19 protein-coding genes, 19 tRNA genes, 2 rRNA genes and 1 riboswitch are annotated in these 20,993 nt (G+C 44.1%); of the genes, 6 read left to right on the top strand and 34 right to left on the bottom strand.

Annotated features, from left to right (window positions below; translation table 11 throughout):
* Positions 1-2 precede the first annotated feature (2 nt).
* Entirely contained in the window at positions 3-797 is a 795-nt protein-coding gene (locus tag DVB69_RS11795) for an alpha/beta hydrolase (RefSeq protein ID WP_233505388.1), read from the bottom strand.
* A 105-nt stretch (positions 798-902) separates the two neighbouring features.
* Between DVB69_RS11795 and DVB69_RS11790 the strand changes: the two genes are divergently transcribed.
* The gene (locus DVB69_RS11790; protein ID WP_116019306.1) at positions 903-1,415 is read left to right on the top strand and encodes a gamma carbonic anhydrase; all 513 of its coding nucleotides are present in this window, start codon (positions 903-905) and stop codon (positions 1,413-1,415) included.
* A gap of 54 nt (positions 1,416-1,469) precedes the next feature.
* Here DVB69_RS11790 and metK read toward each other — a convergent pair whose 3' ends face one another.
* The gene (gene metK, locus DVB69_RS11785) at positions 1,470-2,675 is read right to left on the bottom strand and encodes a methionine adenosyltransferase (protein WP_116019305.1); all 1,206 of its coding nucleotides are present in this window, start codon (positions 2,673-2,675) and stop codon (positions 1,470-1,472) included.
* Positions 2,676-2,870: 195 nt separating this feature from the next.
* A riboswitch (SAM riboswitch) is annotated at positions 2,871-2,987 on the bottom strand.
* Between the two features lie 167 nt (positions 2,988-3,154).
* Here metK and pckA point away from each other — a divergent pair.
* Positions 3,155-4,741 carry a phosphoenolpyruvate carboxykinase (ATP) gene (gene pckA, locus DVB69_RS11780; protein ID WP_116019304.1) on the top strand — a complete coding sequence of 529 codons (1,587 nt, stop codon included), beginning with the start codon at positions 3,155-3,157 and terminating at the stop codon, positions 4,739-4,741.
* 268 nt (positions 4,742-5,009) lie between these two features.
* On the opposite strand, the gene DVB69_RS11775 is transcribed toward pckA, so the two are convergent.
* The 6 genes from DVB69_RS11775 to DVB69_RS11750 form a co-directional block, all read right to left on the bottom strand.
* Entirely contained in the window at positions 5,010-5,798 is a 789-nt protein-coding gene (locus tag DVB69_RS11775; RefSeq protein WP_116019303.1) for an alpha/beta hydrolase family protein, read from the bottom strand.
* On the bottom strand, positions 5,788-6,243 hold the full coding sequence (locus DVB69_RS11770; RefSeq protein WP_116019302.1) for an NUDIX domain-containing protein: 456 nt from the start codon (positions 6,241-6,243) through the stop codon (positions 5,788-5,790). The genes DVB69_RS11775 and DVB69_RS11770 overlap by 11 nt, the downstream gene beginning before the upstream one ends.
* Positions 6,244-6,276: 33 nt before the next feature.
* Complete coding sequence (locus DVB69_RS11765) at positions 6,277-6,627, bottom strand: transposase (protein WP_116019301.1); 351 nt, start codon at positions 6,625-6,627, stop codon at positions 6,277-6,279.
* Positions 6,628-6,686: 59 nt separating this feature from the next.
* The gene (locus DVB69_RS11760) at positions 6,687-8,006 is read right to left on the bottom strand and encodes an NAD-dependent malic enzyme (RefSeq protein WP_116019300.1); all 1,320 of its coding nucleotides are present in this window, start codon (positions 8,004-8,006) and stop codon (positions 6,687-6,689) included.
* A 132-nt stretch (positions 8,007-8,138) separates the two neighbouring features.
* On the bottom strand, positions 8,139-8,312 hold the full coding sequence (locus DVB69_RS11755) for a putative motility protein (protein ID WP_116019299.1): 174 nt from the start codon (positions 8,310-8,312) through the stop codon (positions 8,139-8,141).
* Positions 8,313-8,373: 61 nt separating this feature from the next.
* On the bottom strand, positions 8,374-8,823 hold the full coding sequence (locus tag DVB69_RS11750; RefSeq protein WP_116019298.1) for a Dps family protein: 450 nt from the start codon (positions 8,821-8,823) through the stop codon (positions 8,374-8,376).
* 102 nt (positions 8,824-8,925) lie between these two features.
* Between DVB69_RS11750 and yidD the strand changes: the two genes are divergently transcribed.
* On the top strand, positions 8,926-9,153 hold the full coding sequence (gene yidD / locus DVB69_RS11745) for a membrane protein insertion efficiency factor YidD (RefSeq protein WP_116019297.1): 228 nt from the start codon (positions 8,926-8,928) through the stop codon (positions 9,151-9,153).
* Between the two features lie 92 nt (positions 9,154-9,245).
* On the top strand, positions 9,246-10,211 hold the full coding sequence (locus DVB69_RS11740; RefSeq protein WP_116019296.1) for a metal ABC transporter solute-binding protein, Zn/Mn family: 966 nt from the start codon (positions 9,246-9,248) through the stop codon (positions 10,209-10,211).
* A gap of 55 nt (positions 10,212-10,266) precedes the next feature.
* On the opposite strand, the gene DVB69_RS11735 is transcribed toward DVB69_RS11740, so the two are convergent.
* From DVB69_RS11735 to DVB69_RS11715, 5 genes are all read right to left on the bottom strand, one after another.
* Positions 10,267-11,715, bottom strand: a complete 1,449-nt coding sequence (locus DVB69_RS11735) for an o-succinylbenzoate--CoA ligase (protein WP_370452971.1) — start codon at positions 11,713-11,715, stop codon at positions 10,267-10,269.
* A 63-nt stretch (positions 11,716-11,778) separates the two neighbouring features.
* Positions 11,779-12,597: a 1,4-dihydroxy-2-naphthoyl-CoA synthase gene (menB, locus tag DVB69_RS11730; protein ID WP_116019294.1), complete on the bottom strand. Its 819-nt coding sequence runs from the start codon at positions 12,595-12,597 to the stop codon at positions 11,779-11,781.
* A 17-nt stretch (positions 12,598-12,614) separates the two neighbouring features.
* Entirely contained in the window at positions 12,615-13,439 is an 825-nt protein-coding gene (gene menH, locus DVB69_RS11725) for a 2-succinyl-6-hydroxy-2,4-cyclohexadiene-1-carboxylate synthase (protein WP_116019293.1), read from the bottom strand.
* Positions 13,429-15,147 (bottom strand): 2-succinyl-5-enolpyruvyl-6-hydroxy-3-cyclohexene-1-carboxylic-acid synthase, encoded by a 1,719-nt coding sequence (gene menD, locus DVB69_RS11720; protein WP_116019292.1) that lies wholly within the window; start codon positions 15,145-15,147, stop codon positions 13,429-13,431. Before menD ends, menH begins: the two co-directional genes overlap by 11 nt.
* The gene (locus tag DVB69_RS11715; RefSeq protein WP_116019291.1) at positions 15,140-16,528 is read right to left on the bottom strand and encodes an isochorismate synthase; all 1,389 of its coding nucleotides are present in this window, start codon (positions 16,526-16,528) and stop codon (positions 15,140-15,142) included. The genes menD and DVB69_RS11715 overlap by 8 nt, the downstream gene beginning before the upstream one ends.
* 157 nt (positions 16,529-16,685) lie before the next feature.
* Here DVB69_RS11715 and DVB69_RS11710 point away from each other — a divergent pair, with 157 nt between their 5' ends.
* Together DVB69_RS11710 and DVB69_RS11705 are read left to right on the top strand one after the other, a co-directional pair.
* Positions 16,686-17,603: a 1,4-dihydroxy-2-naphthoate polyprenyltransferase gene (locus tag DVB69_RS11710; protein WP_116019290.1), complete on the top strand. Its 918-nt coding sequence runs from the start codon at positions 16,686-16,688 to the stop codon at positions 17,601-17,603.
* A 316-nt stretch (positions 17,604-17,919) separates the two neighbouring features.
* Positions 17,920-18,648, top strand: a complete 729-nt coding sequence (locus DVB69_RS11705) for a TraR/DksA C4-type zinc finger protein (protein WP_116019289.1) — start codon at positions 17,920-17,922, stop codon at positions 18,646-18,648.
* Between the two features lie 49 nt (positions 18,649-18,697).
* Here DVB69_RS11705 and DVB69_RS11700 read toward each other — a convergent pair.
* The 21 genes from DVB69_RS11700 to DVB69_RS11600 all read right to left on the bottom strand — a co-directional run.
* A tRNA-Glu gene (locus DVB69_RS11700) sits at positions 18,698-18,769 on the bottom strand.
* A 9-nt stretch (positions 18,770-18,778) separates the two neighbouring features.
* Positions 18,779-18,869: transfer RNA gene (locus DVB69_RS11695), tRNA-Ser, on the bottom strand.
* An 8-nt stretch (positions 18,870-18,877) separates the two neighbouring features.
* Positions 18,878-18,952, bottom strand: a tRNA-Asn gene (locus DVB69_RS11690).
* A 4-nt stretch (positions 18,953-18,956) separates the two neighbouring features.
* A tRNA-Ile gene (locus tag DVB69_RS11685) sits at positions 18,957-19,030 on the bottom strand.
* Between the two features lie 3 nt (positions 19,031-19,033).
* Positions 19,034-19,107: transfer RNA gene (locus DVB69_RS11680), tRNA-Gly, on the bottom strand.
* 7 nt (positions 19,108-19,114) lie between these two features.
* A tRNA-Phe gene (locus tag DVB69_RS11675) sits at positions 19,115-19,190 on the bottom strand.
* A 33-nt stretch (positions 19,191-19,223) separates the two neighbouring features.
* Positions 19,224-19,299 (bottom strand) — tRNA-Asp (locus DVB69_RS11670).
* A 3-nt stretch (positions 19,300-19,302) separates the two neighbouring features.
* Positions 19,303-19,377, bottom strand: a tRNA-Met gene (locus DVB69_RS11665).
* A gap of 33 nt (positions 19,378-19,410) precedes the next feature.
* Positions 19,411-19,503, bottom strand: a tRNA-Ser gene (locus DVB69_RS11660).
* 18 nt (positions 19,504-19,521) lie between these two features.
* Positions 19,522-19,598: transfer RNA gene (locus DVB69_RS11655), tRNA-Ile, on the bottom strand.
* A 6-nt stretch (positions 19,599-19,604) separates the two neighbouring features.
* A tRNA-Met gene (locus DVB69_RS11650) sits at positions 19,605-19,678 on the bottom strand.
* A gap of 20 nt (positions 19,679-19,698) precedes the next feature.
* A tRNA-Ala gene (locus DVB69_RS11645) sits at positions 19,699-19,774 on the bottom strand.
* Positions 19,775-19,785: 11 nt separating this feature from the next.
* Positions 19,786-19,862 (bottom strand) — tRNA-Pro (locus tag DVB69_RS11640).
* Positions 19,863-19,886: 24 nt separating this feature from the next.
* Positions 19,887-19,963: transfer RNA gene (locus DVB69_RS11635), tRNA-Arg, on the bottom strand.
* 38 nt (positions 19,964-20,001) lie between these two features.
* Positions 20,002-20,076 (bottom strand) — tRNA-Gly (locus tag DVB69_RS11630).
* Between the two features lie 8 nt (positions 20,077-20,084).
* Positions 20,085-20,166: transfer RNA gene (locus DVB69_RS11625), tRNA-Leu, on the bottom strand.
* Positions 20,167-20,199: 33 nt separating this feature from the next.
* A tRNA-Lys gene (locus DVB69_RS11620) sits at positions 20,200-20,275 on the bottom strand.
* 8 nt (positions 20,276-20,283) lie between these two features.
* Positions 20,284-20,359: transfer RNA gene (locus DVB69_RS11615), tRNA-Thr, on the bottom strand.
* A gap of 8 nt (positions 20,360-20,367) precedes the next feature.
* Positions 20,368-20,443: transfer RNA gene (locus tag DVB69_RS11610), tRNA-Val, on the bottom strand.
* Positions 20,444-20,466: 23 nt separating this feature from the next.
* Positions 20,467-20,582: ribosomal RNA gene (gene rrf / locus DVB69_RS11605) — 5S ribosomal RNA — on the bottom strand.
* Between the two features lie 278 nt (positions 20,583-20,860).
* Positions 20,861-20,993, bottom strand: a 23S ribosomal RNA gene (locus tag DVB69_RS11600); the annotation flags it as partial.

Here is a 20,993-nt window from a genome sequence, read left to right as displayed (position 1 = left end):
TATCAATTTTCAATCACATATCCAAGTGAACGTAATACATTGTCTATGAACGATTTTGTATATAAAAAGACCTCATCACGTTCTGGTTCATGGTAGATGTCATGATATAAATGCCGCCATTCTTTATACTGAAATTCACTTAGTTTTTGACGTTTCATCCACTTCTTCGTCTCACCTGTATCTGTCATTCGATCCTCTCCACCAGTTTGAACAAGCATCGGTACATCCTGTATCGATTTCTCTGTCTGAAGAGTGCTTTTCATGAACGATGTGAGTTCTTTGTACCAACGCCCAGTTACAATCGATCTTACGTCGGATGCGATACGAGTTTTAGGAAGCTCTTCTGGGTTTTTCGTTAGCATGTCATAAGTGACTCCATGATCTAATTTCATAGAAGATGCTAGTCGTGTCAACATCGATGAAAACTTAGGTGGATGGTGGATCAGTGAAAGCCAAGGTGAACTGATGATAAGACCTGCGCATTCAATACGTTGTCTCTGAAGTAAATGGATCATAACTGTAGCACCTAATCCATGCGCTAAGACGATGACGGGAACACTTTCTTTTAACCCTGCATCGATCATCTTTTTTGCAAACTCTACATAGGACTCGAATGTCTCATCGTGAGGTTTGCCTTTATCATCCGGACCGTGACCAGGTAAATCTCCTGTAATGACGTCAAATCCCGAAATTCTTAATCGTTGAGTTAGCCATGCATACCGCTGATGGTCTTCGTACGCGTTATGTACAATGACAATGACTGCTTTTGCTTGTCCGTCTGCTTCCCATTTCCACATAGCGCTTCCCTCCATTCATCCTACTGCTTTAAGCTCCTTTTTGTACAAGTCCTAAAACTTTGATAGGATTATTATACATCAATGCACAACAAGGAGGGCACTTTCATGATTGTTCCGTATAAGGATGTTTGGCCAGACATCGATGAAACCGTTTTTATAGCCGATTTCGCTATTATCAGTGGGGATGTCACAATTGGCACTGATTCTTCAGTTTGGTTCAGTACCGTCATCCGTGGAGACGTTGCACCCACCCGGATAGGTAAACGCGTCAGCATTCAGGATTTATCTTGTCTCCATCAAAGTCCTAACAACCCGTTAGTCATAGAAGATGACGTCACAATTGGTCATAAGGTTACGTTACATAGCTGTACGATAAAAAAAGGAGCGCTTGTCGGAATGGGTTCAATTATTCTCGATGGTGCAGTAGTCGGAGAAGGTGCATTTGTAGGGGCAGGCAGTTTAGTTCCCCCAGGTAAAGTTATTCCACCCGGAATGTTAGCACTCGGATCCCCCGCAAAAGTCGTTCGTGAAGTAACAGACGAAGACAGGGCCGATATGGCTAGAATCGTCGAAAGCTACGTGGAAAAAGGTAAGCATTACAAACAACATCAAAACTAAGGTGTCAAATAGGAAAAGCAAGGGCGCTAAATCAGCTCCCTTGCTTTTTTGTGCTTATCCTTTAAGTTGAGAAACTTCTTCTTTCAATGCAGAAGCCTTGTCTGTACGTTCCCAAGGTAGATCGATATCCGTCCTGCCGAAGTGACCATAAGCAGCTGTCTGCTTATAAATCGGACGACGTAGGTCGAGCATCTTAATAATCCCCGCAGGGCGCAGATCGAAATGGTTTCTGACAAGCTCAACAAGACGACTTTCAGAAACATCACTTGTACCAAATGTATCCACAGAAATCGAAACAGGCTTAGCTACACCGATTGCGTATGCTAGCTGTACTTCACAGCGATCCGCAAGACCGGCAGCGACAATGTTCTTCGCTACGTAACGTGCTGCATAAGATGCCGAGCGATCCACTTTCGTTGCATCTTTACCAGAGAACGCTCCACCACCATGACGTGCATAACCGCCATACGTGTCGACGATGATTTTACGTCCTGTAAGACCCGCATCCCCTTGAGGACCACCGATGACAAAGCGCCCTGATGGGTTGATGAAGTATTTAGTTTCATCATCCAGCAAGTTCTTTGGTACAACCGTGTCAATCACATGCTGTTTCACTTCACGCTGTAATTGCTCAAGTGTTACTTCTGGGTGATGTTGCGTAGAAATGACAATGGTATCTACACGGATCGGTTCGTTTTGTTCATTATATTCAATCGTTACTTGTGTTTTTCCATCTGGACGTAAGTAGTCGAGTGTCTCGTCTTTCCGTACTTTCGTTAGTTGACGAGAGAGTTTGTGTGCAAGGCTGATTGGTAAAGGCATCAATTCCTCTGTTTCGTTGCATGCATATCCAAACATGAGTCCTTGGTCGCCAGCTCCAATAGCTTCTAGTTCTTCATCATCCATCAAGCCTTCGCGTGCTTCAAGTGCACGATCGACACTTGCTGCGATGTCAGGCGATTGTTCATCAATAGATGTGAGGACGGAAGACGTTTCGTAATCGAACCCGTATTTCGCTCGTACATAACCAATTTCCTTTACGGTTTCTCGAACCACTTTCGGAATATCGACATATGTAGTCGTTGTAATTTCACCGATTACGAGAACCAATCCAGTTGTAATGGTTGTTTCACACGCAACGCGTGCATTTGGATCTTCCTCAATAATCGCATCCAGAATCGCATCCGAAATTTGGTCGCACATCTTATCAGGATGGCCTTCTGTTACCGACTCAGATGTAAACAGTCGTCGATTTGTCATATGATTTCCTCCTTCAGCCGCAAGTTTCCTTACAGCGAACTCGTGATACGGTACTCTCGTTTTCCCAGTTTTCGTCCCGCGCCTGAAGAGAAGCGACGTTCAACGTTCACAAGGATAAAGGCAAACAATAGAAAAAGCCCTCCACTCACGTATTGCATACATGAGGAAAGGCATGAGTTTCATAGGCACCTTTCACTCTTATCGTCCAGGGTTTCCCCCTGCTTCAGGTTTGGCACCTTTTCATAGACAAGGACGTCCATGCAGGTTGCCGGGCATCATAGGGCCTGTCCCTCCGCCGACTCGGGATAAGAGTATCCGTTCATCTATCTATGCTACGAGAAAACAGAGTTCTTGTCAAATATATTTGTGGTTCTCACTTGAGTTTTGAATTAGTATAGTTTATTATTCTTAATGTGTTATACTAATTCAAAATAAGACAGCCCCAACAAGGGCAATCATGAAAAGGACGGTATGTACCTATGATTTCAGTGAAAATAGATAATGGACTCAAAGAACTTCTTTCTGGAACTAATATTACATTACAGCCATCTGTACCTGTATTAGTCGAAAAAGCAGTTTCCCGCGGTGAGGCGAAGCTTTCATCAGATGGAGCCGTTACAGCGCAAACAGGGAAGTATACCGGCCGTTCCCCTAAAGACCGATACATAACTGAAGAAGCCACTTCAAAAGATAAGATTGACTGGGGTTCTGTTAATCGACCGATTTCAGAAGTTCACTTCGACAATCTATATAAGAAGGTTTTGAACCACCTTCAAGCAAAAGAGGAACTATTTGTATTTAAAGGTTTTGCTGGTGCAGACAAAGCTTCACAATTATCCATCCAAGTCATCAACGAGTTTGCTTGGCAAAACCTATTCGTTCATCAGCTCTTCATCCGACCTTCTAAGGAAGAATTGAAGATGCATGAAGCACAATTCACAGTTCTAGCTGCCCCATCTTTCAAAGCAGACCCAGCTGTTGACGGAACGGATACTGAAACATTCGTGATCATCTCTCTAGAAAAACGTATTGTCTTGATAGGTGGAACTGAATACGCAGGAGAAATGAAGAAATCGATTTTCTCTGTGATGAACTACTTGCTTCCTGAAAATGGAATCCTATCGATGCATTGTTCAGCAAACGTTGGTGAAAAAGGCGATGCTGCACTCTTCTTCGGATTATCAGGTACTGGTAAAACAACGCTTTCTGCTGATGCAAACCGTAAGCTGATTGGTGACGATGAGCATGGTTGGTCAGATCATGGAATCTTTAACATCGAAGGTGGATGTTACGCGAAGTGCATCAACTTATCACCAGAAAAAGAACCTGAGATTTTCGGTGCCATTCAATTTGGGACAGTTCTAGAAAACGTGGTACTCGATACGGAGTCACATGTTCCTGATTATGATGATACAACTTTAACTGAAAACACACGTGCAGCGTATCCTATCGAGAATATTGACAACATCATTCTGCCTTCAGTTGCTGGACATCCCGAAACAATCATCTTCCTAACAGCTGATGCATTCGGCGTGTTGCCTCCAATCTCGAAATTGACGAAAGAACAAGCAATGTATCACTTCCTTAGCGGTTTTACATCGAAACTTGCGGGTACGGAGCGTGGAATTACGTCTCCTGAAGCGACATTCTCAACATGCTTCGGTTCCCCTTTCTTACCACTACCTGCAACGGTCTACGCAGATATGCTCGGTAAGAAAATCGACGAGCACGGTTCACGCGTATTCCTCGTGAATACTGGTTGGACTGGTGGCGTCTATGGCGTTGGTAAACGGATGGACTTAAAACACACTCGTACAATGGTCCGCGCAGCGCTATCTGGAGAATTGGATAACGTAGAAACAGAAACATCAGCAACATTCGGACTTCAGATTCCGAAATATATCGAAGGTGTACCAAGTGAAGTATTGAACCCACGTAACGCTTGGAGCGATGCATCCGAGTACGATGCTAAAGCAAAAGAACTTTCACAACTATTCAAAGACAACTTTAAAAAATTCGATCATGTTTCTGAAGAGATTCTTCAAAAGGGCGGTCCAATTATTTAATAGCAATACAAAAGCAATCGCACCAAGTCATCTTCAGACTTGGTGCGATTGCTTTTTAATAACGTCAATTTCAATGTGTTAATAAACCGTGTCAATTTACGTTACAAGCGGACACTTTCCAAGGGGCTTTGTTGCGGTCTCCTCGGTTCTTTTCGCTCCCTGCGTGGGTCTTTTCAACCTGCGTTTATCCCTCTGGTTTCGCCGCACTCACTACAATCAACGAATTTAACCATATATAGGTTCATCGTGGTTATTAAGACAATAGTTTTTACGGTTGTGCTCTCATCCACTTGGTCAGATCCCTAACAATTTGTGCATTGTGCCAAGATGGGAAGTGATGGGTATAATCTTGGAAATACCACGTTTCTGTTGCTTTCTGATGTTCCCGAAGTGCGTCTTCTAGCAAGATAGCTTGTTCAAAAGACACGTTTTCGTCTTTCATTCCATGAATGATGAGTACGGGAGCGTCGATTTCTTCAACTCTGAACAGCGCTGTTCGTTCCCGATATGCATCAGGTGCACTATTCGGGGAGCCGCCAATCACACGCTTCATCATCCGTCGCATATCTTCACGCTCTTTATACGTAAAGACAACATCAGACACACCCGCCCAATGGACGGTGGACGTAATATCATCCCGTAAAATTGCAGTCCAGAGCGCCATGATACCACCGCGTGAAAACGAAAACAAATGAACCCGGCCATCTTTCCATTTGCGACTTTGTTTCAACACATCGACCGCATTCACTGCGTCTTGAAGGTCTGCACCCGCAAACTCATCACGTCCTTCTCCTCCGCGATTCCCACGATAATAAGGAGCAAACACGACAAATCCCTGAGTAGCGAATTGTGCAATGCGCGCAGGACGAGCCATTCCTATGTGTTGAATGCCACCTCTCATATAAATGAGTCCTTCGTAACTTCCAGCTTCTTTCGGTTCAGCAAGCATTCCTTTTACTTTTAACCCACCACTTATATATGTGATTTCAGTGAGTTCTATCAAAGGATTCGGAGACGGATAAGCCCGCTTCGAGACGATTTGAGCATCAGTGTGCATGCTGCTCCACCCAACTTCTCAATTGGTTCATCCCTTTATCCTTCATATGAAAGCTAAGTGTGTCACATTGACTTAATTGTTCATCCGTAAGCCATAGTGCGCCTTCCGTTTCAAATTGTTCCGCATTTTCATCAATATCAACAACAGTTGCTGTAAATACCGCTTTGCAAAACGGAGGTTCCGTATACACGACATATTCGGCAAACTTCACCAAGTTCGTGACGGTTACTCCTGTCTCCTCCATCATTTCCCGAATCGCTGCATCTTCGATCGTTTCTCCAGGTTCCGCTTTCCCCCCCGGAAATTCCACACCTCGAATTTTGTGAGTGGTCAACAACCACTTTCCCTGGTGCTTTAGCACAACAAGGACGTGACGTGCTTCTAATTCTTGTTCGCCAAAGACGAGCTCAACACGGCTTCCTTTCAGGTCATCAAAAGTTAACATCGCTTGCACACCCTATCTAGCTGATCCACCCACTTACAAGTTCCCAGCACCTTTATGACTCACAACCGGTTGGCGGAAAAATGGTAGTTGTTCAATGAATGCCTTAGATTCATCATCCGTGAATTCATGGATGAGCGCATACATTTTATATAGACGAAGATCTACGTTGTGATTATTACGATCATAGTGATAAGGTACATATGGTAAATGGGCTCTCAGAAAGTTGAAAAACTCTAATTCATTAGTCTGATCAAACAAGTGGTGAAAAATCTCGATATAATCCTTTGGAATATTCACTACGTATTCATGTGGTGAATCATGCTTATGGATATTGATTTGCTGGTGAGCAACTGACACATACATGGTATATTTTCCATCTGCCATAGTAATCCCATCCTTTTTTCAGTAGTATGGACTACTTTAGCATGTGTATGTGCAGGGATTTACAGACTGTTTAAATTAGCTACCTTTTCAACAGCATCTGCGACATTTTGATGGACATTCGGATCTAATGGATGCGGCACGAGGTCTCCATGTTTTGTGGAATCCAAAATCGCAAGAGCAGCTGCAATGAGCATGTCATACGTAATCTTCTTCGTTTTCGCATTTAGTGCTCCTCGGAAAATCCCAGGGAAACCAAGTACATTATTGACAAGGCGTCCATCCGCCGCAAATGCAGCCCCTGCTTCAAGTGCAACCTCAGGTTGAATTTCAGCATGTGGATTTGATAGTGCCAAAATAATTTGACCTGGACGCACCATTTCAGGTTTGATCAACCCTTGTACACCTGTCGTTGCAATAACGATATCACTTGTTGCCATGATTTCTTCCAATGATTCTGCCGTTGTACCGCCGTATTGAAGAAGGCGCTCCAACGCTTGTTCATTCATATCGATGCCTTGCATCTTTTTAACACCGTAAGCCATCATCATTCGGCTGATCGCAAGTCCAGCTGCGCCCAATCCGATTTGACCGACGACTGAGTCTGCCAACTTCACCCCTGCTTGACGACACGCAGAAAGGGTTGAAGCTAGTGCAACGACCGCTGTCCCATGCTGATCATCGTGCATGACAGGAATGTCTAGCTCGGCTTTCAATCGTTCTTCAATTTCGAAGCAATGAGGCGAACCGATATCCTCTAAAAGAATGCCGCCAAATCCTTGATGGATATGCTTAATAGTTTCTACAACCTGATCAGGATCACTCGTATCAAGTAAAATTGGAATCCCGCTGATACCCGCAAATTGATCGAACAATACAGCTTTACCTTCCATTACTGGCATTCCTGCTACAGGTCCGATATTGCCTAGTCCTAAAATAGCCGTTCCATCAGTTACGATAGCTACGGTATTTGAAATCCCTGTGAAAAACTGTGCTTGTTGTGGATCTTTTTCAATCACTTTGCAGACGTTCGCAACTCCTGGAGTATAGACACGCCGAAGATCGCCGAGCGACCGGATTTCAACTTTGCCCTTCATATGTATCTTTCCGCCTTCATGTGCTCGTAACACATCATCGGAAATCGCTTGTACTTGAATCTCATCACCTATTGCATTGATAGCCTCAACAATTTTATCTAGTTGCTCGACATCGTTACACTGGACAGAAACGTCACGGATTGTAGTCAATGTGCCGACTTTTATAGTTTGGATATCACCTATATCGCCCTCCAGTTGACCAATCGCATATGCGACTTTTGCAAAGTTACCAGGTTTTGAAGGGGTTTCAATAATTAAATTCCGTAAATAGGGTGTATTTGTCATACTAACTTCTCCTTTTTCTCAATCGAATAGTCACGTTTTAGTCACAGACCTATTTTACACATCAGCTATCCGTTGTTCAATGAAATAGAAAAAAAACAATGCGTCTTCCCTAAACGGGCGACGCATTGTCAGTTAAGCTTTGATATCTACTGCTGAACCTTTAAAAGGATGAGCGGCTTCAGGCATAGATTGCAACATCTCAGTCGCAGCAGATGCATTGGTAGTCATCGCTTTGTCCAAAATCGTTAGTTGTACAGTCGATTGGAGACTCCGCAATTGACTAGCCATGATGGATGAAATATCCAAAACAATCAGCTCCTCTCCCCCTACTTATCGGCATGCATTGTAGGTCATGAAGGATTATTTCTTAATTGTTATCTTCGCCAAGAAATGCATTGAGCATCCATTGGTGCTTTTCAATACCCTGATAGATCGCATTCAACAAATCCTCAGTCATGAAGTCGCCAGCATCTCCAGCTAATTTCATACCCGTTTTCAATGATTTCATGATCTCATTAAAGTCTTTAACGATCGTTGCCACCATTTGCTCAGCTTTTTCACTGCCATCCGCTTCTTTAACAACAGAATCCGCTAAATGTTCTTTCATTGTAGCAGTCGGTTTTCCGCCAAGTGTCAGAATACGTTCTGCAATATCATCCATATGTTGTGTAGCTTCGTCATAGAGTTCTTCAAATTTAGCGTGCAATGTGAAGAATTGCTTTCCTTTTACATACCAGTGATAGTTATGTAATTTTGTATACATGACCGACCACGTAGATACTTGTGTGTTCAATTCTTTGATTAATTGTGTTGACATAATAAAGGACCTCTTTTCCATGAATTTTGTCTAATACATCTCTCTGTTATTTTACCACGTAACAGTATAAACTAAACCTACAATACTTTAGGAGCGGTTCACATGAAAAAGGTTGTTTTGTTGCTTATACGCTTTTATCAAAAAATGATTTCCCCACTTACTCCTCCCTCCTGTAGATTTTATCCTACTTGCTCTCATTATGGAGTAGAAGCAGTTGAAACGCATGGAGTCATTAAGGGATTGTTTCTTACGATTGTTCGGATTTCTAAATGCCATCCTTTTCACGAAGGTGGATTTGACCCTGTTCCTGCGAAGAAAGAAAAAGTCTAATAACTCTTTCAGTTGTCAAGTACTTCTCCTTCTAGTATGATAGGGAAGTACTTTTTAAATCGTAATGATTACGTATTGGAGGATTTAGGCAAATGAAACGAAAACAACTACTAATAGGGATTCTTCTTCTTACACTTGTACTTGGTGCTTGTGGGAAAAAGGAAAAAGCAGATGAGAGTAAATCAGACGATGGAAAACTCGACGTATACACAACGGTTTATCCACTACAATATTTTGCAGAACGTATTGGTGGTGACACGGTTTCTGTAAAATCGATCTATCCAGCAGGAACGGATGAGCATACATTCGATCCGACTCAAAAAGAAATGATGAATTTGGCAGACGCTGATTTGTTTTTCTATGTGGGGTTAGGACTAGAAGGTTTTGTAGATAACGCAAAAAAGACATTAAAGAACCAACACGTCAAGCTACTTGCAACAGGGGATTCACTTGACCCTTCCAAGCTGATGGAAGGTCATCATCATGATGAAGATGACGATGAACATGGCCATGAAGGTGAAGATCATTCTGAAGGACACATTGATCCACACGTTTGGATTTCCCCTGTAATTAGCATGGATTTAGCTGCAGCTGTTCGTGACGGACTCACAGAACAGGCACCAGAGAATAAAGAATTGTATGAGAAAAATTTTGAAGCGTTGAAAAGTGATTTAGAAGCATTGGATAAAGAATTTGCGGCAATGGCTGATCAAGCTTCTTCTAAGACATTCTTTGTGTCACATGCAGCTTTCGGCTACCTCGCTCACCAATATGGGTTAGAGCAAATTTCCATTGCAGGACTCAATACACAAAACGAGCCCTCTCAAAAAGAACTTGCGCATATTGTGGAAGAAGCGAAAGACAAGCACGTGAAGACGATTCTTTTTGAACAGAATGTAAGCTCGAAATTGACAAAGGTCGTTCAAAATGAGATTGGGGCAGATTCCGCCATTCTTCATAACTTATCTGTTTTAACGAAAGAAGATCTTGCAAACAAAGAAGATTATTTCTCTTTGATGAAACGCAATATACAAGTATTATCTAAAGCACTTAATTAAAAAGCTAGAGGATGGAAGTGGACCTTGTTCCCTTTCCCCTCTAGCTTTTTTACTTTTAATAATCCATCGTTAATCTTTCCCGAAGTTCCTTACGCATTAATTTGTTCGAAGCGTTGCGAGGCAATTCATCTACGAAGTGAAATGTCTTCGGAACTTTATAGGATGCTAACCGTATTTGGCAAAACTCACGTAGCGTTTCCTCTTCAACAGTAGACCGCGTTACAACGAACGCTGCGGGAACTGCACCCCATTTGTCGCTCGGCATTGCACATACGCCGGCCTCCAGCACCTGTGGATGTTCTACAAGTACAGCCTCAATCTCTGCTGGATAAATATTTTCCCCGCCTGAGATGATTAAGTCTGAACGTCGATCTGCTACAAACAAAAAGCCTTCATCATCGAAATAACCGATATCTCCTGAATGGAGCCAACCATTTTGCAAGGCTTGCGTGGCTGTGTGCTTTCCTATATATCCCTTTGTCACATGGGGACCTTTAATAAGAATTTCTCCTTTTTCAAATGGTTCATCCGCTCCGTCAATTTGGATGTCTGTGAAGAAAAGTGGCTTCCCTGCTGAGCCGGGTTTCCGCAAAGCATCTTCAGCTGATAACGTTGCGGTCTGGGAACTTGTTTCGGTCATGCCATACGTTTGCAATACAGGAAGTCCGCATTGCTCTGCACGTTTTAAATAGCTGATAGGTACGGGACCACCACCTGCAAGTAGTGTGCGGAATTTAGGGGGTACTGATATCCCGTCGTTCTCAATGACTGTCAGCAACCGTTCAAGCGTGACTGCCACAACAGACATTCCCGACACGCGTCCGTTTGTAATTTCTTCAGCAGCTCTTACTGCATCAAACTTATCAAACAACCGCACTTCAGATCCATATAAAACGGCTCTTGCTAAAATGGAGAAGCCGCTAATATGAAATAGAGGCATCATGTGAAGCCACGCATCACCATCATGCAATCCACTGTTTAACACCGCTGAGAGCGCACTCGATGTATGGTTTTCTGCAGTTTGACGGACGCCTTTTGGAAATCCTGTTGTTCCGGATGTATACATAATCGTTAAGGTTCTGTCCTCTTCCCACATTTGCTCCAGTTGCAACGACTCCCCCTCAAGCTGTAGAAATTCATCATAAACCATATTGCGACAAACCTGTTGCTCGGCTTTTGTGCGGAATGCTTTTTCATACACGAGCAGTTGCGTTTCAGAATCTATTAGCTGATACTCAATTTCTTCTGATGACAATCTTGAGTTCACCATCACCATTTCTATTCCTGCAAGCAGACAGCCATGGATTAAAATAGCCATCTCAGCAGACGTTCCACCAAGTAATGCAATACGACTTCCACTTTCAAGTCCGAGTGAACGGAGTTTCCCTGCTCTGTCCAATGCGTCCTCTTTCAGATGAAGATAAGACCATGTCCGACCTTGAAAGGATAATGCAGGCGCATGAGGTGTCAATGCTGCGCGTTTCAATAACCAGTTGGGAATCATCATTGTACCTCCTTTCCATAAAGAAAAAACTGCCGAATAGGCAGTCTTTTCGTTTCGTAATCATTAAGGGAATCGTGGGAATTGCCCAAAGTCCGGCTTGCGCTTTTCTTTGAACGCATCGCGGCCTTCTTTTGCTTCGTCCGAAGTGTAGTATAACAATGTAGCATCGCCAGCCAATTGCTGAAGTCCAGCCAGTCCGTCAGTATCCGCATTCATTGCTGCTTTCAAGAAACGAAGTGCAGTTGGACTCATGGATAGCATTTCTTCACACCATTGAACGGTCTCATCTTCAAGTTGCTCATAAGGGACAACTGTGTTGACTAATCCCATATCCAATGCATCTTTCGCACTGTATTGACGGCACAAGTACCAAATTTCACGTGCTTTCTTATGTCCGATAATACGTGCAAGGTAACCTGAACCGTATCCAGCATCGAACGAACCGACTTTAGGTCCTGTTTGACCAAAGATCGCATTGTCTGCAGCAATCGTTAAATCACATACGACGTGAAGGACGTGTCCTCCACCAATTGCGTATCCCGCAACCATTGCGACAACTGGTTTCGGAATCACACGGATTAGACGTTGAAGATCTAGAACGTTCAAACGAGGAATCTCATCGTCCCCAACGTAACCGCCATGACCGCGTACTTTCTGGTCTCCACCAGAACAGAATGCTTTTTCGCCTTCTCCTGTTAAAACGATAACTCCAATACTCTCATCGTCACGTGCACGAGAAAAAGCATCAATCATTTCCATTACCGTTTTTGGACGGAATGCATTGCGTACTTCTGGACGATTGATCGTCACTTTCGCAATACCATTGTACTTCTCATACTTAATGTCTTCATATGTATGAAGTGTTTCCCATTGTCTTGTCATGGTAGTCCTCCTAGAAATCATTTTTGTTTTACAATCTCATCTATTATTGTAGCAAATTCTTCAGGTTTTTCCACGTGTATTGCATGACCTGCATTTTCTACACGGTAATGGTAGCTATCTGGCAGTAGGTTCTTCATATCTAAAGCAATCGTTTCGAACTTTGAATCGAGTGATCCCGTAATCAGAGTCACGGGGTACAACTGTTTAGAAAGTACTTCCCAGTAAGAGGGCTGGCTACCTGTCCCGATTCCGAGCAGACTATTTGCAAGTCCTCGCGCGTCTTGACTTAGCCGTTCTTTACGTACTTCATTTTTTTGTTCAACAGTCATTAACTTCTGAGAGTCAAATAAGGCTAGGTTCTCCCAGAAATCCACGAAATCCTCCAAAGGGTCCTGTAGGAGTCGGTCAGCTAGTTTGGCATCTCGTTGCTTACGGTCAGAACGCTCTGCTTCCGTTTTAAGTCCCGGAGAAGCACTTTCCAACACAAGCCTTTTAATTCGCTCAGGGAAAGATGTAGCGTACCCTAAGGCGGTTCGCCCACCCATGGAATAACCGACTAATGTGAACTTTGTAAGCTCCATCTGGCTGAACAACTGCTCTAAATCTTTCGTTTGTTGCACCATTGAGTAATCGGAACTGCTTTCAGGTTTGTCTGAAAGCCCATGCCCCCACAAATCGATTGCAACAGCATGAACCTTCCCTTCAAGAAGTGAGATAATTGTGCTCCACGTAGATATGCTTCCCGTAAATCCATGAAGGAATACCACAACAGGAAGAGATGGGTCGCCGGTCCGTTGCACATGCATCGAATGTCCATTTGCTATGAGCCATTCAGAACCCATTATGGTCGAGCTCCTCTCCTATCGCATTCCACATTTCACGATGTGCCTGTAAATTTTGTTCACGAATTGAAATCATCTCGATAATCCGCAATGGAGCTGTCTTTTCTTCCCCTAATTGACTTTCTAGCTGTTCTATTGATGAAGCCGAGTCATATTGTATGCCATACATTTCTGCGAGCGGTGCAAATGACAAACCAGTTGGCGTGCCAAAGAGCTGTTCAAAATGATTGGGAATCGATGCTTGAGGCAAGTAAGAGAAAATACCGCCACCATCATTGTTGCTCACAATAATTGTTAAGTCCACCGTCTGCATACGTGAAATGAGTAACCCATTCACATCATGCATGAACGACAAATCTCCAATTAACAGCCAAGACGGTCGCTTCCGGGCTGTTTGAATTCCAAGAGCAGTTGAAACGACTCCGTCGATCCCATTCACTCCGCGATTCGAGAAAATCGCAATGTCCCGCTCCGTCTTTTGGAAATACGTGTCCAAATCTCGGATTGGCATACTGCTACCACTAATCAGATCGCTCCCGTCCGGTAACGAGGCGAGTAATGTACGAACGTAGTCACCCTCATGAACTTCTTTACTCCGATAACTCCTAGTCAGTTCTGCAGCCACATCATTCGCTGTACTCCACATTTCTGTAAAAGATGCCTCCTGATGAGTACTAGCTTCAACTGACAGCACGTCCATTGCATTCACTTGCAAATGATGAGTGGCAATACCGAGCGGATCACGGAAAATCGGGGATTCATCTACAATCATAAATGTTTGTGGTCGTACTCTTTTTAAAAATAACGTTAATGGCTTAGATACTGGGTTTGGCCCAATCCGAATGACTGTATCAGGTCCTGCCTGAGCTGCAAAGGTTTCGTTTTTCAGTAAAGCATCATACGAGTCAATACATAAGTGACGACAAGCATCTGGAACTTCCGATCTTAAATTGGATATTGGATCGCAAATTACCGGCCAGTTCATTCTCTCTGCAAATGCCCAAACCTGTCCTTTATCAAATCCAGGAAGACATTCACCCATTACTAACAATCCGCGTGTTGCAGAACTGATTAAGTCGCACACTTGGTTCTTTTGCCCGGTTGTAAATGTTGTCCCGCCAGCAATTCGTTCCATAAACGTAACAGTCGGAAGCTCTTGTTCGAAGTCAATTAGTAGGGGCTCCCGAAAAGGTGCGTTGAGATGGACAGGTCCTTTAGGTTCAGTCACCGACATTCCAACAGCACGGGCAATTTGCCGATCTAAATAGTCATCGACTGCAGCCGATTCCTCAGGTATTGGTAAATCTACATCATATTTAATGTGCTGACCAAACATACCCATTTGACGGATCGCTTGCGGCGCACCGACATCACGTAATTCGTGGGGCCGATCCGCAGTGATCACAATTAATGGCACCCGAGCATAAAACGCTTCCGTCACTGCTGGATGATAGTTAGACGCAGCTGTGCCTGATGTGCATAACAAAACGACTGGTTGCTGCGTCGCCTTAGCCAACCCCAGTGCAAAGAATCCTGCAGAACGTTCATCTACATGTAAATGGGCATCTACAAGTTCTGTGGAAGCAAGGGCATATGCAAGCGGCGTTGAACGTGATCCAGGACTAATGACAGCATGCCCCACTCCCATTCTTACAAGACTTTCTGCCATTCTTCTCACGTGATTTGTTAGTGTTTTACGATTATCCATTTAACGAACCTCCAAGTGCCCGTAACATCGGTCTAAATTTCACCCAAGTCTCTTCGTATTCCTCTGTGGGATCTGAGTCTGCAACAATCCCCCCACCAGCGTATAACCAGGCATTTTCCTGTTCTAATAATGCTGAGCGTATCGCGACCGCAAATTCACCATTACCTGAAGTATCTGTCCACCCTACTGGAGCGGCGTAGTATCCACGATCGAGATCTTCTTCCTGACGGATGAGTTCCATCGCAATAGGTGCAGGAACACCTCCAAGCGCAGGAGTCGGATGTAACGCTTTAACAAATTGAAATATACTACTTTCTTCGCCTAACTGACCTTGAACAGGTGTATGCAAATGTTGAATATCTCGCACTTTCATTAGCTTCGGTCGTGTTGAAGATGTATAGGAAGCACAAAGTGATTCGAATACACCCGTAATCATATCAACAACGTATTGGTGCTCTTCCCGGTTCTTTTTGTCACCGAGTAGTTCTTTACCTAACTGCTGGTCCTCGTCGGCACTGCTTCCTCGCTTAATGGAACCTGCAACACAGGCAGAAAAAGCTTGTCCGTCTTTTATTTCGATCAACCGTTCAGGCGTTGCACCGAAAAAGAACTGTGAGCCATTCTCCAGTCCGAAATTATAACTATCTCGTTGCTCGTTTGAAACGGATTGAAGTGCAGATACAGGTAGGATCGGTTGCTCAAATTGCAGAGCTAATTTCCGAGCAATAACTACTTTTTCGGCTTCTCCCGTTTGAATCTTCTCTGTAATTTGTTTTACGGCTTTCAGATAGTGTTCTTTACGTAGCTCTTTCATTAATACCAGTGCTGGCTTTTCTGTAGATATAGTTTCTTGGACTTGGGCTATATGGATAAGTTGGTCCCGCTGCTTGCGAAGTGCTTCAAATTGAAGAACCGTCTCAGATTCCTCTGAGATGAAGTTGACAGCAACGAGAGTTTTCCCATTTTCAATCTTCAACTGAAACGTAGGCACAGCAAAAAGTGCATTCGGAAAACTTTCCCACTCTGAAGGAGTAGATGAGCGTTTTTCATCAAAAGAAAATCCGCCGAACAACACGGGATCCATGTCTTTGTCTTCTTTAATAAGTGCATCACAATAGTGTTTCCATTTGGATTCAATTGTATCAAATCGATCGGATCCAGCTTCATCAGTCAACGTCAACGCATGTCCAATTCCAACAAGCGTCATCGTTTTAGATGCATTTTCCCAGTAAAAACGATGAGAATCCTGGATGAACGCCCCTGCCTCAAAAAAAGACAGCGGTGATATTCCGCCCGCCTCAATAGTTTCTGTAAAGAAGCGGACATGCGGCATAGCTGCCGGTTTTTCTCGGCTAGGCAAGTCCGTAAGCTTCCGATTCATAATATTCTCTCCTCATGTGGCAAACTCTTGGTGCCAATTCTACTTCCATTATAGCGGAAATTGGGCTACTGCGCATTTTTAAGAACTTGAAGGATTCCGTAATTGTGCCGAATAGAGTACAATAAGACTTGTATGTTTAAAAGAAGGAGAGAACGAAATGCAAGATACAATTAAAATTGAAACAGGCTGGAGAATGTGGTGGCAACTAACACGTCCACATACATTGACCGCAGCTTTTGCTCCTGTGTTCCTAGGTACAATGTTAGCATTGCCTTTTGGAAAACTGGACTTCTTATTATTCGCCGCAATGTTAATTGCAAGTGTATTCATCCAAATGGCGACGAATATGTTCAATGAGTATTATGATTTTAAACGGGGTCTTGACACGGCAGATTCTGTCGGTATTGGTGGAACCATAGTACGCAATAAAGTCAATCCGAAAACGATTTTAAATCTGGCGCTTCTTCTATACGGGGTATCGGTTCTACTAGGTGTCTATATCTGCATGATGACATCCTGGTGGCTTGCATTAGTCGGCCTAATTTCAATGGCGATCGGTTACTTCTATACTGGTGGACCATATCCAATCGCCTACACACCACTTGGTGAATTGTTCTCTGGCGTCGTGATGGGAATGCTGTTAGTGCTGATTGCATTCTATATCCAGACGGGTACAGTAACTGAACGCTCTGTCTTACTGTCAATTCCAAGCGTATTACTCGTTGCCGCAATCATGATGGCGAACAATATCCGTGATTTGGAAGGCGATAAGATCGGTGGCAGAAAAACACTAGCCATTTTGTTAGGACGAGCTAATGCCATACGCATTCAAATCGGATTCTTCACCATCGCTTTTGTCTGGATTATTGCGTTAGTTCTTTTTGGCGGATTAACACCGTGGGCTCTTCTTGTAATCCTTTGTGTTAAGAAACCTGTCAGCGCTATTAAAATCTTTAAGAAGTATGAGCTCCCTTTACAAGTAGTGCCTGCAATGAAATATACAGCACAAACAAACACGTTCTTTTGTCTGTTACTTGCAATTGGGTTACTCATTGGGCATCTTACAACTAACTAACAACACCTTAAAAGAGGCTGCACAGAAAGTCAGGTAAAACTGATTTCTGCTTCAGTCTCTTTTTTTGTTGAAATACTCGTTTAATAATGACAATGAAATTTGAGTAGAATTTTTATCTCTTATCTCATTTAACTTCCCTTTATTGTTGAGTAGTCAAATCTCAAGGTTGAAATTCACATTTTACAAAAGCTAGAAGAACAAACAAAAGGTTTAACAACTCAGCAGAAAAGGAATTCAAGGATTAACAGCTGAAGCACTAGTAATTTTGCTGTTCTGAATCATACTAGAACGTAAATCCATAAAGGACGTGAACGTAATGTTAACTAAAGAACAAACGACATCTTTAAAAAAAGAGCTACTTCGTCTACAGGACGAGCTAACCATGACCGAGGAGAGAACAAAGGTTGAAGAAAGTCCACAAGAAGAAATCGGTGAGCTATCCGCTTACGATAACCACCCTGCAGATATGGGTACGGAGTTATATGACCGAGAAAAGGACCGAGCACTGAATGTACATGCAAGCGAAGAGCTGGAGAAAGTCCATAAAGCGTTAGAAAATATGAAAGACAGTTCATATGGAGTATGTGAAAAATGCGGTAAAGAAATCCCTTATGAACGGTTAGAGGCAGTACCCTATACAACATTTTGTGTTGACGACGCTGTTCAAGAAGTTCCTGATGACCGCCCTGTAGAAGACGATCTGTTGAAGATGGCGAATCCGAATACTTTTGCGGATAGACGAGAAGGTGCATTTAAAGATCCAATCGACAGTTTTGAAGCAATCGCAAAATCGGGCACTTCTGAAACCCCCTCCGACTTTACCGGGGACCATGATGACTACGAATCGTTATACGACACAGCGATTGGAGACGAAAGTACAGAAGATATTGATGTGATTGCGACGAGTAACTTAGAGGGCGAACCTTCTGGAATTGTTCGTGGAGACACCACATTAGCCTATGAAGAGGAATTGGATGAAGAAGGATTGGAATCAGAACTAGGTGATATTCCATATCGACGTAAAGACAGTTACACCGATAAATAAACACAAAAAAAGTTCCTAGATGCGATTCGCATCTAGGAACTTTTATGTATGACCCCTACGGGATTCGAACCCGTGTTACCGCCGTGAAAGGGCGGTGTCTTAACCGCTTGACCAAGGGGCCAAACAAATATGGCGGAGAAGGAGGGATTCGAACCCTCGCACCGCTTTCGCGATCTACACCCTTAGCAGGGGCGCCTCTTGAGCCGCTTGAGTACTTCCCCGTAATAAATGGCTCCGCAGGTAGGACTCGAACCTACGACCGATCGATTAACAGTCGATTGCTCTACCACTGAGCTACTGCGGAATAGTGGGCCTAAGTGGACTCGAACCACCGACCTCACGCTTATCAGGCGTGCGCTCTAACCAGCTGAGCTATAGGCCCAAATGGAGCGGGTGAAGGGAATCGAACCCTCATCATCAGCTTGGAAGGCTGAGGTTTTACCACTAAACTACACCCGCATAATAATGGTGGCTCAGGACGGAATCGAACCGCCGACACAAGGATTTTCAGTCCTTTGCTCTACCGACTGAGCTACTGAGCCACATAGTGTTCATAGACTATGTATTAAAAGAAATGGCGGTCCCGACCGGGATCGAACCGGCGATCTCCTGCGTGACAGGCAGGCATGTTAACCGCTACACCACGGGACCATTTGGTTGCGGGGACAGGATTTGAACCTGTGACCTTCGGGTTATGAGCCCGACGAGCTACCACTGCTCCACCCCGCGATAATAATATTCAATTGCTACTAGAAGTAAAAATGGAGGAGGTAGAGGGATTCGAACCCCCGCGGGTTTTGACACCCCTGTCGGTTTTCAAGACCGATCCCTTCAGCCGAACTTGGGTATACCTCCGTACAATAAAAGCAATACTGGTGGACCTTGCAGGACTCGAACCTGCGACCGGACGGTTATGAGCCGTCTGCTCTAACCAACTGAGCTAAAGGTCCTTTGGATGGCGGCAGAGGGGATCGAACCCCCGACCTCACGGGTATGAACCGTACGCTCTAGCCAGCTGAGCTACGCCGCCAAGAAAAGATTGTATGAATTTGGTGGAGCCTAGCGGGATCGAACCGCTGACCTCCTGCGTGCAAGGCAGGCGCTCTCCCAGCTGAGCTAAGGCCCCTCTTTAAAAGATGGTCGGGAAGACAGGATTCGAACCTGCGACCCCTTGGTCCCAAACCAAGTGCTCTACCAAGCTGAGCTACTTCCCGAGTCTAAATCTAACGTTTATAAAATGGCGCGCCCGGCAGAAGTCGAATCCACAACCTTCTGATCCGTAGTCAGACGCTCTATCCAATTGAGCTACGGGCGCATATATGATACTTATAAGGTATGCTTAGTGAATTACAGTGGAGCGGAAGACGGGATTCGAACCCGCGACCCCGACCTTGGCAAGGTCGTATTCTACCACTGAACTACTTCCGCATAGGTGATGCGGGTGAAGGGACTTGAACCCCCACGCCCGAAGGCACTAGATCCTAAGTCTAGCGCGTCTGCCAATTCCGCCACACCCGCATATTATTGTAGTTCTCTAAACGTTAAAATAAATGGTGAGCCATGCAGGATTCGAACCTGCGACCCTCTGATTAAAAGTCAGATGCTCTACCAACTGAGCTAATGGCTCGTACTAAGTGGTGCCGGCGAAAGGACTTGAACCCTCAACCTACTGATTACAAGTCAGTTGCTCTACCAGTTGAGCTACACCGGCACAAAATATGGTGGAGGATGACGGGCTCGAACCGCCGACCCTCTGCTTGTAAGGCAGATGCTCTCCCAGCTGAGCTAATCCTCCATATATCACGCATTACTGCGCTTGCCTGGCAACGTCCTACTCTCACAGGGGGAAGCCCCCTACTACCATCGGCGCTGAAGAACTTAACTTCCGTGTTCGGTATGGGAACGGGTGTGACCTCTTCGCCATCATTACCAGACAAGTGTGCTTGTCCTGTTTCAAGGACATTTACTATTATATACTACATACCATATAGAATGCAATACTTTTTTGAAAGAACTTTTGTTCATTCAAAACTGGATAAAACCAACATTGAAACTCAAAATAATCTTGCAATTCTTTAACTTATGCGGTCGCTGCAATCCAGCTGCGACTTCCTGATGCTCTAGATCATAAGTCAACTCGCCTACGTGGCAAAGATCGCCACTTCGTCGATTCGTCTTATGCTTGTCGCATCAAAACGGTCGTCTCCGCTTTTTGGATAAGTCCTCGATCGATTAGTATCTGTCAGCTCCACATGTCGCCATGCTTCCACACCAGACCTATCCACCTCATCATCTTTGAGGGATCTTACTTACTTGCGTAATGGGAAATCTCATCTCGAGGGGGG

The organism is Sporosarcina sp. BI001-red, from assembly GCF_003384035.1.
In the GTDB taxonomy this organism is placed as follows: Bacteria; Bacillota; Bacilli; order Bacillales_A; family Planococcaceae; genus Sporosarcina.
Note: the sequence above shows the minus strand (reverse complement) of the source record. Positions and strands in the feature narration are given on the sequence as shown.